General features: G+C 45.2%; 21 protein-coding genes. 5 read left to right on the top strand and 16 right to left on the bottom strand.

All coding sequences use genetic code 11. The features are described 5' to 3' along the window. Nucleotides 1-19: 19 nt before the first annotated feature. The 7 genes from LCL96_RS18970 to LCL96_RS18940 form a co-directional block, all read right to left on the bottom strand. On the bottom strand, nt 20-118 hold the full coding sequence (locus LCL96_RS18970) for a putative holin-like toxin (RefSeq protein WP_224944134.1): 99 nt from the start codon (nt 116-118) through the stop codon (nt 20-22). A gap of 110 nt (nt 119-228) precedes the next feature. After that, a complete protein-coding gene (locus LCL96_RS18965) occupies nt 229-1,185 on the bottom strand; it encodes a nucleoside hydrolase (protein ID WP_224944131.1) in 957 nt (318 codons plus the stop codon). 64 nt (nt 1,186-1,249) lie between these two features. Next, nucleotides 1,250-1,402: a YvrJ family protein gene (locus LCL96_RS18960; RefSeq protein WP_224944128.1), complete on the bottom strand. Its 153-nt coding sequence runs from the start codon at nt 1,400-1,402 to the stop codon at nt 1,250-1,252. A gap of 31 nt (nt 1,403-1,433) precedes the next feature. After that, on the bottom strand, nt 1,434-1,976 hold the full coding sequence (locus LCL96_RS18955; RefSeq protein ID WP_224944126.1) for an N-acetylmuramoyl-L-alanine amidase family protein: 543 nt from the start codon (nt 1,974-1,976) through the stop codon (nt 1,434-1,436). A 22-nt stretch (nt 1,977-1,998) separates the two neighbouring features. Continuing rightward, the gene (locus LCL96_RS18950) at nt 1,999-2,631 is read right to left on the bottom strand and encodes a D-Ala-D-Ala carboxypeptidase family metallohydrolase (RefSeq protein WP_224944124.1); all 633 of its coding nucleotides are present in this window, start codon (nt 2,629-2,631) and stop codon (nt 1,999-2,001) included. Between the two features lie 668 nt (nt 2,632-3,299). Then, on the bottom strand, nt 3,300-3,521 hold the full coding sequence (locus tag LCL96_RS18945; RefSeq protein ID WP_224944122.1) for a hypothetical protein: 222 nt from the start codon (nt 3,519-3,521) through the stop codon (nt 3,300-3,302). A 3-nt stretch (nt 3,522-3,524) separates the two neighbouring features. Next, nucleotides 3,525-4,100, bottom strand: a complete 576-nt coding sequence (locus LCL96_RS18940) for a sigma-70 family RNA polymerase sigma factor (protein ID WP_224944120.1) — start codon at nt 4,098-4,100, stop codon at nt 3,525-3,527. A 289-nt stretch (nt 4,101-4,389) separates the two neighbouring features. On the opposite strand from LCL96_RS18940, the gene LCL96_RS18935 reads away from it, so the two are divergent. Beyond that, nucleotides 4,390-4,725, top strand: coding sequence for a hypothetical protein (locus LCL96_RS18935; protein ID WP_224944106.1), 336 nt, complete (start codon nt 4,390-4,392; stop codon nt 4,723-4,725). 48 nt (nt 4,726-4,773) lie between these two features. On the opposite strand, the gene LCL96_RS18930 is transcribed toward LCL96_RS18935, so the two are convergent. The 8 genes from LCL96_RS18930 to LCL96_RS18895 all read right to left on the bottom strand — a co-directional run bounded on the left by LCL96_RS18930 (nt 4,774) and on the right by LCL96_RS18895 (nt 10,941). Next, entirely contained in the window at nt 4,774-5,568 is a 795-nt protein-coding gene (locus tag LCL96_RS18930) for an SDR family NAD(P)-dependent oxidoreductase (RefSeq protein ID WP_224944104.1), read from the bottom strand. Nucleotides 5,569-5,763: 195 nt separating this feature from the next. Next, on the bottom strand, nt 5,764-6,411 hold the full coding sequence (locus LCL96_RS18925; protein ID WP_224944102.1) for a TetR/AcrR family transcriptional regulator: 648 nt from the start codon (nt 6,409-6,411) through the stop codon (nt 5,764-5,766). 32 nt (nt 6,412-6,443) lie between these two features. Further along, on the bottom strand, nt 6,444-7,460 hold the full coding sequence (locus LCL96_RS18920; RefSeq protein ID WP_224944100.1) for an ABC transporter permease: 1,017 nt from the start codon (nt 7,458-7,460) through the stop codon (nt 6,444-6,446). Beyond that, nucleotides 7,450-8,178: an ABC transporter ATP-binding protein gene (locus LCL96_RS18915; protein ID WP_224944097.1), complete on the bottom strand. Its 729-nt coding sequence runs from the start codon at nt 8,176-8,178 to the stop codon at nt 7,450-7,452. Before LCL96_RS18915 ends, LCL96_RS18920 begins: the two co-directional genes overlap by 11 nt. A 181-nt stretch (nt 8,179-8,359) precedes the next feature. After that, nucleotides 8,360-9,043: a bacillithiol biosynthesis deacetylase BshB2 gene (bshB2, locus tag LCL96_RS18910; protein ID WP_224944093.1), complete on the bottom strand. Its 684-nt coding sequence runs from the start codon at nt 9,041-9,043 to the stop codon at nt 8,360-8,362. 31 nt (nt 9,044-9,074) lie between these two features. Further along, nucleotides 9,075-9,422 (bottom strand): YojF family protein, encoded by a 348-nt coding sequence (locus tag LCL96_RS18905; RefSeq protein WP_219169567.1) that lies wholly within the window; start codon nt 9,420-9,422, stop codon nt 9,075-9,077. 199 nt (nt 9,423-9,621) lie between these two features. Next, nucleotides 9,622-10,431, bottom strand: coding sequence for a pyridoxine/pyridoxal/pyridoxamine kinase (pdxK, locus tag LCL96_RS18900; RefSeq protein WP_224944090.1), 810 nt, complete (start codon nt 10,429-10,431; stop codon nt 9,622-9,624). Between the two features lie 159 nt (nt 10,432-10,590). Beyond that, nucleotides 10,591-10,941, bottom strand: a complete 351-nt coding sequence (locus LCL96_RS18895; protein ID WP_224944087.1) for a general stress protein — start codon at nt 10,939-10,941, stop codon at nt 10,591-10,593. Nucleotides 10,942-11,079: 138 nt separating this feature from the next. On the opposite strand from LCL96_RS18895, the gene LCL96_RS18890 reads away from it, so the two are divergent. From LCL96_RS18890 to LCL96_RS18870, 4 genes are all read left to right on the top strand, one after another. After that, nucleotides 11,080-11,841 carry a DUF4230 domain-containing protein gene (locus LCL96_RS18890; RefSeq protein ID WP_224944084.1) on the top strand — a complete coding sequence of 254 codons (762 nt, stop codon included), beginning with the start codon at nt 11,080-11,082 and terminating at the stop codon, nt 11,839-11,841. A gap of 15 nt (nt 11,842-11,856) precedes the next feature. After that, complete coding sequence (locus LCL96_RS18885) at nt 11,857-12,528, top strand: uracil-DNA glycosylase (protein ID WP_224944082.1); 672 nt, start codon at nt 11,857-11,859, stop codon at nt 12,526-12,528. Between the two features lie 295 nt (nt 12,529-12,823). After that, a complete protein-coding gene (locus LCL96_RS18875; RefSeq protein WP_224944078.1) occupies nt 12,824-13,111 on the top strand; it encodes a YwdI family protein in 288 nt (95 codons plus the stop codon). Nucleotides 13,112-13,126: 15 nt separating this feature from the next. Beyond that, nucleotides 13,127-13,498: a DUF423 domain-containing protein gene (locus tag LCL96_RS18870; RefSeq protein ID WP_224944076.1), complete on the top strand. Its 372-nt coding sequence runs from the start codon at nt 13,127-13,129 to the stop codon at nt 13,496-13,498. 48 nt (nt 13,499-13,546) lie between these two features. Here the strand turns inward: LCL96_RS18870 and gerQ are convergent, their stop codons facing one another. Then, the gene (gene gerQ, locus LCL96_RS18865; protein WP_224944522.1) at nt 13,547-13,990 is read right to left on the bottom strand and encodes a spore coat protein GerQ; all 444 of its coding nucleotides are present in this window, start codon (nt 13,988-13,990) and stop codon (nt 13,547-13,549) included. Between the last annotated feature and the right edge of the window lie 15 nt (nt 13,991-14,005).

The following is a 14,005-nucleotide window of genomic DNA, read 5'->3' as shown; positions in this document are numbered from 1 at the left end:
ACACGCTGCAAGAGCGTGTTTATGAATGTTTATTTTCATCATTGTCTTTATATTTCAGAATCGCGATTACAAACATCCCAAAGCTGAGCATCAGAGATAATACTTCGAATGTATCCATGTATACATCGCCTCCTTACTCTAAGGCTTCCCGGATCCAAGATTGTCCTATACGCTTTAAAAAATAAAAAACATGAAGCCTATGTGAATACTGGCCTCATGTTTTTTTGGTCATCTAGTTAAAATATCTAACATATTTGTAAGGAATATATCCTCATCGATCTCAACAGCAATCCGTGAACAGCCTGTCCCAAAGCAGTTTATGCTTCCCGGTCTGAAATCTGCGATGCTCAGCCCATTTGCATAGCTTTCTTCATGCTGGACGCGTATGTCCCGTTTATCGTAGGTGAACAGCCCGTCGATACAAGCAGCAGCCATGACGGCAGAGAGGTCATGCTGAGGGGTCCCTTCTATTCCCGGTTCCAACTGTTGATAGGCTTCATAGTAAAAGTCCAGAAGCGGTTTGATGAGTTGATCCAACGGTGTCTTTGCTTTCGAATCGATGAAATCCACTTGTGCAGGTGTGAGAAGGGCTTTTCTTGTGACATTCAAAGGGATGACTGTCAGATTCGGGGATAGCCTGCACACAATATCTGCAGCCACTGCATCCCCATAGAAATTCGCTTCGGCTACTTCCGTGACATTCCCTGGTACGAGAAAGGCCCCTCCCATGATATAGGTTTCCTTTACGAGGTTCATAATTTCCGGACTCAATAGCCAAGCGATGGCAAGGGACGTACACCTGCCTACATTTACAATCGTGATTTCACCGGGGTTGCTCTTGATCAACTGAAACAGCTTGCTGAAATTGGTTTTGTTCCGATATCGTTCTTCAGGAACTGGCGGGGACAGAGGGCCAAGTCCTTCCACCCCGTGAATATCAGGGAAAAACTCAGGTTCTTGTCCAGATAGTGGCCTGGTGCTCCCGGCAATGACCGGTATTTCACCGTGGCCTGATAAGTTTAATAGATAGGTTGCATTCCGGTAGCTTTTGTTACGGTCTGTATTACCGAATCCACTGACAACGGCCATTACATCGATGTCGGGATTCTTCAAGGCATAGATTAAGGCAATCGCATCATCTATACCGGTATCTGAAAATAGAATGATTTTTTTAATAGAAAACACCTCCTACTATGGTGTATGCAGGAGGTGCGCTGAATGCCTGTTTGAAAATACTAGATTTCTCCAGCTATTTACGATTTTCATTCAAAGACTTTGATAACGCGTGAATGGCAAGTTCGAGCTGCTCCAACTTCTTCTCAAGCTTCACTAATAGAAAGAGTGTAACGGCAATGGGAAATCCGAAATTACCAAGTAATTGAACGAATACGGAATAATCCATTTGTGCCCCTCCTTTGAATCAGAGTTTTCTGCTAGAGTTTCAATGCCTTCCCGATGCCAGTGGCAATTGCGTTTGATAGTCCTGTGATGAAGGTCGGATCTTTTAATAGATTCGCATCATTTACGGTGTCAATAAAGAGATTTTCAAGTAAGATCGCAGGCATCGATGTTTCTCTTAAAACCGCAAAGTTCGCTTCTTTTTGACCGCGGTCCCTTAATCCATATCCAGAGAGAAAGTTCATGATTTCCACGTGCAAGACGTCCTGACGCCTGCCTGTTTCTGAAGCGCTTGTCCCGGGGTAGATGTAGCTTTCAAACCCGGTGCCGCCACCCGCATTGTGATGAAGGGATACGAAGTAAGAGGCTCCCAGATCATTGGCGAAGTCAGCACGGTCGGAAAGCTCTACAAACACGTCCGATGTCCTTGTTAAGCGCACGTCAACGATATAGTTTGCCTCCAGCAATTGCTTTACCTTCAGCCCGATGGTCAATGTAAGATTTTTTTCCTGCAGTCCGTTTCCAGCCGCACCGGAATCATTTCCCCCGTGGCCTGGATCTAGTACGATGATTGGCATATCATTTCCCCCTTTTTTATGTTTACGCCCAGTAATACGACCCGGCACCATACGGGTATTCGATGCGGCTGTCATTGTGAACGAAAGTCGAGTATAGGATAATCCCGCTAAACCCACATGTTTTAGCGACTTCTGCCACTTGAGTCGGTGTTTTTCCCGATGGATCGACATCTGCTGCGATTCCATACGTATGCATGCTGTTGGACGCACCGCCGACGTTTCGGTTGTGAGTGATGCTTCTGAATCCGGAATTGATGACAACAGGTGGATTCCCCAATTTCTTGCGAAGGGCCTCAAGCTTGTACATGAGTCGTCGTACATTTTCTTTCACTTGAGTCGAGCTGACATTCCCGCCAGAGAAGCCGCTTCCGTCCTTGGAGTGGAATTCGCTGAATGCAAAGTTGACCGTCGATCCATCGCTGTCTTCAAGGGCATTCAACTTGCTATGTGTCTGTGGTCCCGCGATTCCGTCAGCTGAAAGACTGTACGCGCTTTGAAATCGCTTGACGGCTGCTTCTGTTCCAGGTCCGAATGCCCCATCCACCGATACATACGTTTTCGAAGGGGAACTGGCCGCCCAGCCTGCTACCCGGATTTGAAGCTCCTTCACGTCACTGCCAGAATCACCTTGTCGTAATGTTCGTGTCCAATTCATTCAACATCGCTCCCTTTTTATCGTTCTAGGCAAAGGGGATGAAGAGGGAGAAAGACCATCCCAATCTCTCTCACTCTGTTTGCCTTACACTGTATAAAGAAGAGTGGGAGGGGGGAATGACAACCTTTTGTTGAAAATTGTTGGGGAAGTTCAGTAATGAAAGGATGTTTTCGTAGTTATGGTTGCTTTGAGATATAGCGAGCAGTAGTTGATTTCCGCTCCAGGTGCTCGCTTTCCGCGGGGCTGGCGGTGACCCTCCTCGGGCTTCGCCCTGTGGGGTCTCAAGATCCAGCTCTGGCGGCTAGGCCCTCGAGGTCATAAGCTAAATGGGCCAAGAAGGCAAAATACGCCTTCCCGGCCCATTCATCTTATGCTTTTCGGGCCTGAGCAAGCCGCCGCCGATTTTCGTTCTGACCAGCGTTTCCCGCAGGAGTCGAGCACCTTCCGCTCCAATCAACTGTCCAAGCATAACTGCTTCAGTATAACCGTGAAAATGGGAAACTTACTTACACCAACTCCTTTTCTAGGAGATTCATTGCCCTTCACCCTCCAACACACTTCACATGACAGTGCATTCGCAAAGCTATAGTCTGTATGAATAAAACAACCTTTACGAAAAGAGCCTTATAAAAAAAGACAAGCACCCTATGTGGATGCTTGTCCTCTTTTCATTGATCATTCAGATCAAAGAGTCCTGGTACATTTTCCAGCGAATAGTCCCGGACGTACCGGATCAATCTGATCTTTAACTCCTGTTCGAGGTCGTCCCGGTTTTCGACCCGTGTGAGATACAACGACTTCTTGATTTTCGGCTCGAACGTGCGGATGACCTTCGTTTCATATTCACTGTTGCACTTTGCTTCTTTTACTAAATCGTATAGTATTCCCATAGTTTATGATTCTCCTTTTTCAAGAATGGTTTTTAATATGCACAAAGCTTTTCGATGGGTTTTGGAAACGGCTTGTTGAGATACGCCAAACATTCTGGCGATTTCCGTATCAGATAATTCCTGCACATAGGCAAGATCCAGGATGTGCTTCTGTTTGTCAGTCAACGTCTTATAGGCCTTCAACAGCTCTTCGTTCTCCAAGCATTCCCCCAGGGTCGAATAATTGGTGAAAGGAGAAATATCCGGTGACGGATCAGGAACAAGATCGATAAACGACATTCCCTCTTCATTCGTTTGGTTATCCAGGGTCAGGGGGTGGCGTTCGCTATATTTTCTTATATGTTTGTCAAAGTTCACACTGTGAAAATAAAGGGATGAACTGACATAAGAGGTAAACCGGATATCAAAATAATGGGCTTTAAAAGCTTCGTTTAATCGATCTTCCTTCATTGCACTGGGGTGACGTAAGAAATCTTCTACTAACTTCTGGTTTGCTCCTTGACTGATAAAGGACTCAACGGCTTTATTATGTTTGAGATGAGGATAATGACGATAAAATTCAATCACTAATGAATCCATTTTTTCACCACCAATAGAACGTATGTTCGATTTTAAAGTAAAAAAAAGAGGAGAAAATATCTCTCGGCTTTTACTTTATAAAGAAGAGGTTGAAGGTGATTCCACAACCGTCCTCTCTAATATCGGTCCATAGTACTATCTATTAAACCACAAATTACAGAATCAAGTAAGTGATGAATGCACTAATTTCCCCAATATCAGGTAGATTTGTGATTTGTACAGGGAAATGGGGGTATTTTATATAATAAAGTATTCAATGGTTCATTTTCTTTGGAAGGGACGCGATGATGTGAGTGGTAAATGGGTGTTCGCATGTATATTAACAGTTTTGTTCCTAAATGGATGTGGAGCAGATGAGCAGAAGAACGAGCAAAATTCTACTGAAGTCAACTCTGATGTGCCTGCTGATCAGCCGGGAAGCAAGATGGACGTTCTGGCTAACGATGAAAAGATCATTGAGATGTTAAAAAAGACCGGAGTCATCTCGGAAGACGCTTCACATGAAGAGATTGAAAAGGCCCTTCAAAAATATCTCCAGGATAAAAGCAGCGACCAGTTAAACAATGAAAAAGAAAAGCAAAAATATATCGACGAGATCAAAAAGAAAATCCAAGAAGGCAGTTAACCGGGCAAGGATGGAAAATCCCTTGCCCTTTTTTTGTTACTTAGAGGGTCATCGCATGACGCTGCCCCCTGAAATCTTGACCGACTCCCCGACAATGTTTTCAGCAGCATCACTTAATAGATAAACGATGGTGTTGGCGACTTCAACGGGTGAAGTCAATCTACCTGAAGGAATGCTTCCCTTGGCAATCTCTAATTGCTCCTCATAGCTTCTCCCTTCTCGTTTCCCTTTGGATTTGATGGCGTTCCGTCCCATTTCTGTGTCCACATATCCTGGGCAGATGGCGTTTACTCTGACATGATGCTCAATCGCTTCATGGGCAAAAGCTTGAGTGAAGCCTGTCACGGCGAACTTAGACCCGCTGTACGCACTGTTTCCATGGGTGCCTCGCAGCCCGGAAAGGGAAGAGATATTGATGATCGCTCCTCTTTTCCCGGACTTCATTTGGTGATAAACAGCTTGGGAGAGCTGGACCAGGGAGAAATAGTTGAGCTCCATGATACGTCGGAGATCTTCCTCTGATACGTTCTCTACCAAATCACCGCCGCCAATGCCGGCTGAATTCACAAGGCCGGTGATGGGTCCATGCTGTGCCTTTGCCGCTGATAGGAGCTGTTCGCGGTCTTCGTTACTTGTAAGATCTGCTTTGTATAGGAAGACTTTATCTGGATCTCCGCACTCTGCCTTCAACTGCTTCAGTTTTTCTTCATTACGCCCTGTAATTGTCACCCTGGCACCCGCCTGAACGGCCACTTTCGCCGTTTCATATCCAATGCCGCCGGTGGCCCCAGTGATGACGATGTGCTGATCGTTCAACGTACTTTCGTGAAAAAGGAAACTCATTTTCCTACCTCCTTGTGGTGTATAGTTGGTTTTTTACCCGATGGAAGAAGGGGGAAAACAGAAGGATGGCGTTTTGAAAATAAAATCCTGTTTTTGAAAATAAAAGGGTGAGAATTGAAAATAAATGCTTTCAGGACCCCGTATTTAACCGAAAAAAAGACCCCAAATCGACATCTGGAGTCTTCCCTACACGTTTTATCCCTTCCCAATCCCATTCACAATCATCTTCACCGTCATCTCGATCTCTTTCTCATCATCCCAATCGGCTTCAGGCAGAAAGAGGTACCTGACCAGCAGTAACCCAAAGATGCTGGACGCTGAAAACCGTACGACAGCGGATGATGGCAGGTCGATAATCTGGCCTTTTTCTTTATAGTGATCCACGAGCCTTACGAATTTCTCAACTACTTTTTCTCCGATATGCTCCCTGAACTGTTCTTTCAGCTCGGGGTGAAAAGGGATTTCTTGTATTAAAATTTTAAATGCGGTCATGTTCTCTTTCAAAAATTCCTGGCGGTTCAAGATCATCGCCTTCAGGAAATCTTCATACCGGTCGTATTTGGCGTCGAGCACCTTATTCAGATCGCGGATGACAAATGGTGCAATCAGTTTGGCCATCGTAGGGGATACAATCGAAAGAAGCAGATCCTTCTTCGTTTTGTAATGCCGGAAGATGGTTCCTTCTGCGACACCGGCCTTTTTGGCGATTTGACTAGTGGAGGTGGAGGCAAAGCCTTGTTCCGCAAACATCTCGATGGCGGCCTCCACGATTTTTTGCTGTTTATCCGTCAATGTTTCTTCCTGTTCGAATAACTGTTTAAATATATTTTTTTCTTCAGACATCGGTTAAACCCCTAACTTCATTCATTCCTTACCTATATTTTACGGTATTTTCGGAGCGCTGCAACATTGAGAACGATAAAGAGCAGAGAAAAGCCAATCAGAATCGATAGATTATAGAGCAGATCTTCGAATGCATAGCCCCGTATCATAATATCCCTTAATGCGTCAGCTGCATAATAGAGCGGGGTGAAAGGTCCGATCCAGCTAAGCCACTCTGAAATGGTATCCAGATTGAATAATCCTGAGAAGAAAATTTGCGGGACGACCACAATCGGAATGAACTGCATCATTTGTAATTCATTTTTAGCAAAAGCGGACAGTAATATTCCCAGAGTAAGAGCAGTGAACGATAGAGAAACAATGATGATCAAAACGTTGAAAAAGCTGCCTTTCATCATCATATCCAGAACATAGATCGAGTACCACGAGATCAAGGATGCCTGGAGGAGAGTCACGATTCCGAAGCCAATCACGTAACTGACGACCATTTCCCAGATTTTAATAGGGGAAGCAAGAAGCCTTTCCAATGTTCCCGTCGTTCTTTCTCTTAAAAAAGATACCCCACTGATTAAAAACACGAAGAAGAAGACAAAAAAACCAAGTAGAACAGGTCCAAAGGAATCGAACATCTCCATGTCCTTACTTCCATGAACATAGTTCACTTCATCGGAGAGATTTTGTGAACTGGAAGGGAACAGGGTTTGAATCTTCTTCATGACGGCACCATTGACGGTGGGGTCACTGCCTTCGATGGTGATGGAAGGTGAAGCGGGATCTTCGAACGAAATATAGCCATCGAGTTCGCCATTTTTTATATCCTTCAACGCCTTATCAGTACTTGAATAGGTTTCGAAGTCGCTTGTATCGAACTTCGCTTCCAGCTGCTGTGGAAGGTCGACAACGGCAACTTTGGCTTCATAATCCTCCGAGTCAAATACCAGAGAAAGCATGCTGAGAATCAAGAGCGGTGCCAGAAACATCAGTGCCAATGTCCGCTTATCCCGTAGGAGCTGCTGAAGGATACGAACGACAAATCCTCTAATTCTCAATGGAAACACCCCCGTTTTTCAAAAATACATCTTCAATCGATGTGACCCCGTAGTTTTCTTTAATCGCAGCGGGTGTATCGCTTGAAATGATCTTCCCGTGCTGCAGGAGTCCCAGTTGGTCGCATCTTTCAGCTTCGTCCATGACATGGGTCGTAATGATCAGCGTCCTGCCCTCTTCTTTGAGAGAGTGAAAGCTATCCCAGATCTCTTTCCTCAACACAGGGTCGATCCCGACAGTCGGTTCGTCGAGAAATAAGACTTCAGGGTCATGTAGAAGGGCGATGGCAAGGGAAAGTCTTCGTTTCATCCCACCTGAATATTGATGCACCGGCTTATTGAGGTGGTCCAACAGGTCGACGGTCGTCATCACCTTCTCGATTTGCTTTTTTCGTTCGCCCTTCTTTAATCCGTAAAGGGAAGCCATGAATGACAGATTTTCTTTTGCTGTCAGCTCATCGTATAATGCATCGGATTGAGCCATATATCCGATGAATGGGTACAGCTCTTTCGCTTTCAGCTTGTTTCCTTTATAGGTGACACTGCCGGATGACGGCGTTTCAAGACCGATCATCAATTTGATTAACGTCGTTTTCCCAGAACCGGAAGGACCTAATAAACCATAAATCTTTCCTTTTGGAATGTTGAGGGAAACGTTTTTAAGTACGTCCTGCGAGCCGAATGATTTTGACAAATCATCAAGTTGGAGGATGGAATCCACATGAATCACACCTTTCGAAAATAATGAGTGATTACTCACTTATTAATATAAAGGTTGTAAGTTGATTTGTAAAGTGAGTAATCACTCATTTTCTAATTCATATATATTCCTGATATACAAATATAGAAGAACACCATTAAAAAAAGAGCTTGAGCAAAGGCTCAAACTCTTTTGAAACGATTTATTTTACGTTGTCATTTTCCCATTGATAACTCCAGAATCGTTCGACCGTCACCCATTTCATCGCTTCAGGATCATTCTGCTGAATGCCTTTTTCAAGGTCTTTCAGCATCCAGGCGGTTTGGGAAATATGGGCCTTCATGGCACCGATTTTCTGGTCTTTGACCGGGGTGATGTCAACAAGTATATCTGGTTTGCCTAGATCTTCTTCACAGTTCTTCGAAAATGCAAGGCAGTGGAGCTTTGGTCTTGATTCCTTCGGTAGGCGACGGACGGCACGTACGACAGCTCTTGCGGTTGCTTCATGATCCGGATGGACGGAGTAGTCCGGGTAGAATGTGATGATGAGGGACGGATTTAGTTCTTCGATCAGCTCCGTCACCATATTTGAAAGCTTTTCATCGTTTTCAAATTCTAGAGTCTTATCACGGTATCCCATCATGCGGAGATCCTTGATCCCCATCACATTGGCTGCTTTCTGCAGTTCTTTCTTCCGGATTAAAGGAAGCGATTCCCGGGTCGCGAAGGGCGGATTTCCTAAGTTTCTCCCCATTTCACCTAACGTGAGGCATGCATACGTGACGGGCGTTCCATTGTTCACGTGCGTGGATATCGTCCCGGATACACCGAATGCCTCGTCATCTGGATGAGGGAAGATGACCAGTACCTGTCTTTCTTTTTCCATTAGTGACCTCTCCTTTATATATGAGTTCAAGTTAGTTAAAAGGTGTCGGACTGATTTCAAGGGCGACGGCTAGTTTCCCGTCCCCGCCATGACCGGCAAGCAGCAGGCGTCCGTGTTCATCAAGCTCATAATGTGTCAGTCCTTCGGCATAAATCCATCCGAGCTCAATCTTCAGGCCAACACGGTAAGGTCCGTCCCCGATGATCTTTCCGTGCTCATAGTTGACTTTCGCATTGCGGATGTACGCTCCGGCTGAGAAGAAGCCTTCATTAAAGTGGGAGGCATAGGCTCCATTGGTGGTTTCTAAATGTATATAAACGTCCTGCCGTGCAAGCTGGGTGATGATGCCCTGGACATCGGCAATCTTAATTGGTTCCATTCTTTTTCCTCCTTAAATACAGAAAAGACTCATAACCATTATGTACTATCTTACTAAAATTCATGAGTGATTGCGAAAAGTATGATTGGGGATGGTGGAAGGGTGATTTGATGGAAGATTGGCCTCAAGATAAGGTCCGTCCCTCAAAAAAAGGGCCAGACACGAAATGGCTGTTTCGCGCCTGGCACCGGTATGGGCATTATTTTTCGAATCGGTTGTAAGCTCCGTGCATAACGGGTCCAACGTATTCGTTCAGTTTGAAGCCGTGTTTGATGGCGGATGTGACGAAGGACTTGGCGTTCTGAACTGCTTCCTTCACGTCTTGTCCGTTTGCAAGGTTCGCTGTGATGGCTGCTGCGAAGGTACATCCTGCACCGTGGTTATACGACGTTTCTACTTTTTCTTCTTCAAGAAGAGTGAATTCGTTTCCGTCATAGAATAAATCGAGAGCTTTATCGTGACGTAATTGTTTCCCGCCTTTGATGACGACGTTTTTTGCGCCAAGGTCGTGGATCTTCTTCGCTGCTTCCTTCATATCGTCGATGGTTTTGATCGGGACTGTCTGGGCAAGCTGACCCGCTTCGAACAGGTTAGGAGTTACAACGGTGGCACGCTGTAACAGATGTTCTCTCATGGCGTCAGTTGTTTCAGGATGAAGGACCTCATCTTCTCCTTTACATACCATAACAGGGTCGATGACCACTTTATCGAGTCCAAATGCATCGATTTTTTTCGCTGCAAGCTCGATGATTTCAACGGTGCCAAGCATCCCGGTCTTCATGGCATCAATCCCGACAGACAGGACCGTTTCCAATTGTGCTTCTAATGTATCGATGGATAGGGGATGAACGTTGTGGTGCCAGTGATTGTTCGGGTCCATCGTCACGACAGTGGTGAGGGCCGTCATCCCATATACGCCGTGTTCCTGGAAGGTTTTAAGATCGGCTTGGATCCCTGCGCCCCCGCTTGTATCGGAACCGGCGATCGTCAGTGTTTTTTTCAATGTCATGGTTGCATTCCTCCTATGAAAATAGCTCGTTCTCAGTGTAAAAGTCTGACTAAAGAATATAATAAGTGACGGGTAAATACAAATTCTTTTGGCAGGCATTTCAATAAAAAAAAGACGTCTATTGACGCCTCTTGTTGTGTGACATGATTAATCGTTAACCTAGAATGGCTTCGCATCATTATCGGTTGCTTCTTTGGAAGCGACGATCACGAGTTTCCCTTTATCGAGTTCCTCTTCATAGGCATCTGCCTCAGCCTGGTTCAACCCAACGGACTTCATTTTCGAACGCAATTCATCTCCGCGGCTATTGAAGAGGTTCCCCATGGATTCAATGATCCCCTGTTCTTTCACACCAGTGGATTCTGTGTCGGTTGCCTCTGTGATATGTTTGGAGCGGTGTTTGTCATGTGCAAACACATAGATGTCATCTTTGGAGTAGCCTTCATTTGTGAACACTTCAATTTCTCTTTTTGCCTCTACCACATTCTCGGCTGTTTGTACTTTATACATGTTCATTCCCTCCAATTTTTATGTCTTGACCCTTCTTTTCCCGGTTTTGTCAAAATCAAACTTTCCATAATATAGAAGCAATTTAGATAGAATAATTGTTTCCAAGATTCTACATTATTTCCTATAATAGAAGGGAGGATGGTGGAAAATTTGACAAGTCAATACAAAAAAATACAAGAGATGGAAGCGATTCTGGCGGATTTGAAAGCAACTGAAAGAGAAACAGGTGCCTCCTTGGCATATGACAATAGAAGCAGAAGGCGTATGGGGGTGACCAGATCGCTTATGATCATCTGGAAGAGGAGAGCGGCGCTGATCCTCCTGGTCCTAGCACTATTGGCCGGAGGGTATGCGATAGGGATCTATTCATGGTTATCGGGTTCTACGTTTACAGAAGAGAAGGGGTCGTTTGTCGAACGGATTCAGGAGATGAGCTCATTGGCTACAGCCCAGGGGTTTGTGAAAGCCGTGATCGAGCAGGAAGATAATCAACTGTTCGGGAAGGAAATCAATGCGGATATCCCAGGGACAAAACGGAAGCTTCTGATGGTCGTACCCGGAACGGTCCTCGCAGGGGTGGATTTACAAGGTATCAATGACGGGGATATAGTAGTGAATGAAGAGAAGAAGGAAATCGAGCTTACCCTTCCACATGCTGAGATCCTTCAGGAGCCGTCCATTGATACAGACAACATTAAGACGTTTTCTGTAGAAGGGATTTTTCGAAACGATGTGGATTGGAATGAAGGATTTGCCCTAGCAGAAGTGGCAAAGGATCAAATCAGTCAGGAAGCCATCGAACAGGGCATCCTTCAAGCTGCTGAGAAAAACGCTGAAAAATCATTAAAGGGTTTCTTTGAACAATTAGGTTACGACATTAAGATTAAGTTTCAAAACTAGAAAGGGTGTCTGTTCGTGTCAGCAATTTTTCAAAATGATTGGGACCATGTCCTAAAGGATGAACTCCACAAGGAATACTACCGAAACTTAAGAGAATGGCTGAAACGGGAATATGGAACGAACACCACATATCCTCCCATGCACGATATCTTCAACGCTTTTCACTACACAGCCTATGAGGACGTGAAGGTCGTCTTATTGGGACAAGATCCATACCATGGACCGAATCAGGCAGAGGGGTTAAGCTTCTCTGTGAAAAAGGGGATGAAGATCCCTCCATCATTGCGGAACATGTATAAGGAGCTTCATGAGGATATGGGCTGTACGGTTCCCGCTCATGGTTCACTCGTAAAATGGGCGGAACAGGGCGTCCTTTTATTGAATACAGTGCTGACTGTACAGGATGGCAAGGCCCACTCCCACAGAGGGAAGGGGTGGGAACAGTTCACCGATCGCGTCATTTCTATTTTGAATGAACGGGACAAGCCGATGGTGTTTATGCTGTGGGGGAAACCGGCACAGGCGAAGCAGTCCCTCATCGATTCATCCAGGCATTACATCGTGACGGCGCCACATCCAAGTCCGTTATCAGCTCACAGGGGATTCTTCGGGAGCAAACCGTATTCCAAAGCGAACGGGTTTCTGCGTGAACAAGGGATGGCTGAGATCGACTGGTGTATAAAGTAGCGATGTTTCACGTGAAACACTCCGGGGAGGAAAGCTGTGTGAAAAAGGAAGGTAGGATCAATTGCTTCCAGTGTCACTATTTTTATACGACGTGGGAGCAGGCACATCCCAGAGGTTGCAAAGGGTACGGCTTTAAATCGAAAGCCATGCCTTCACAGGTGGTGTTTCAATCCTCGGGAAGTCCCTGTATGAAATTCAAGCCGAAACAAAGATGATATTTGCGAAATCCTTCAATAAGAATTAGGATAAAGACGTACATACTGTATGAAAGATCTTGTGGAAGGAGTCAACAAGCGTGAATATCCCACATCAATCATTAATCAAAAAAATCGAACATGAACTCGGGAAAGTGAAGTCTGCAGAAAAGTCCCAGCAGATCCGCGAACATGTGTATTCAATAAAAGCACTATGTGAAGTACTGTTGGAGGAAAACAATGGGGTTTCTGCCCAACCGACGTATTCACAACCCCAGCAAACCTATTTCCAAGAATCCCAGCCGGTACAGAAGCCTGTTACCATCCAGAAAGAAGAGCCCCTTGAAACGGACGATGGGGCCAACGGCAATTCACTATTTGACTTTTAGTCTAGGAGGATCATCATGAAAACATTTATCATTATCGGAGCCATCAACGCCTTTTTATCCGTTGCGTTAGGAGCGTTCGGTGCCCACGCATTACAAGGAAAGATTTCAGAGAAATACATTGATATATGGAATACCGGGGTTCTTTATCAAATGTTCCATGCCATCGGAATCATCATTGTCGGGGTTCTGATGGGAAATGTCACCCCTACATCCCTGCTTTCCTGGTCAGGGTGGCTGATGCTGATCGGAACGATTCTCTTCTCGGGAAGCCTTTACGTATTGAGTATCTCAGGCGTTAAAGTGCTAGGGGCGATTACACCACTTGGTGGAGTCAGCTTCCTCGCAGCCTGGATCCTTCTCATTATTTTTGCGGCAAAGACCTTATAAACATGAAAATACCCTGTAAGGAAGTTGATTTCCTTACAGGGTATTTTTTTATCGTTGGGAGTATCCTTGCATCGAACCGCCTGCACCATAGGGGTACTCATATTCAATTTCTTCATCGAATGTAATGTAATCTAAGTAAATCATCGGAATGAGGTACCGTGTCCCGGTTTGTGGATCGCTCAGGATAAGATGATCCCGGCCAGCGGCTTCAATGATTCCTTTAAATACTTTGGCATTCCACTCCTTATTGTTTTCAAAAGTCGCATACACCGTCGCTACTTTTCCTTTGTTCAATCTGAGAATATTCTCGATATACGATTCTTCGATCGGAAGCATGCCCGGAACATTCTGGGATGGTGCAGGAGCATTTGTCGGTGAAGGGATTTGATAATTCCCACCACCTTGCTGCTGGGGATAATATTGCCCCTGACCTTGCCCCCCGCCGTAATACTGACCATAAGGATTATAGGCAGATTGATTATACCCTTGCATATAAGGGTTTGATTG

The organism is Rossellomorea aquimaris (assembly GCF_020172085.1).
Classification (GTDB): Bacteria; Bacillota; Bacilli; order Bacillales; family Bacillaceae_B; genus Rossellomorea; species Rossellomorea aquimaris_E.
The sequence above is the reverse complement of the archived record's forward strand: the minus strand, read 5'-3'. Positions and strand labels throughout refer to the sequence as shown.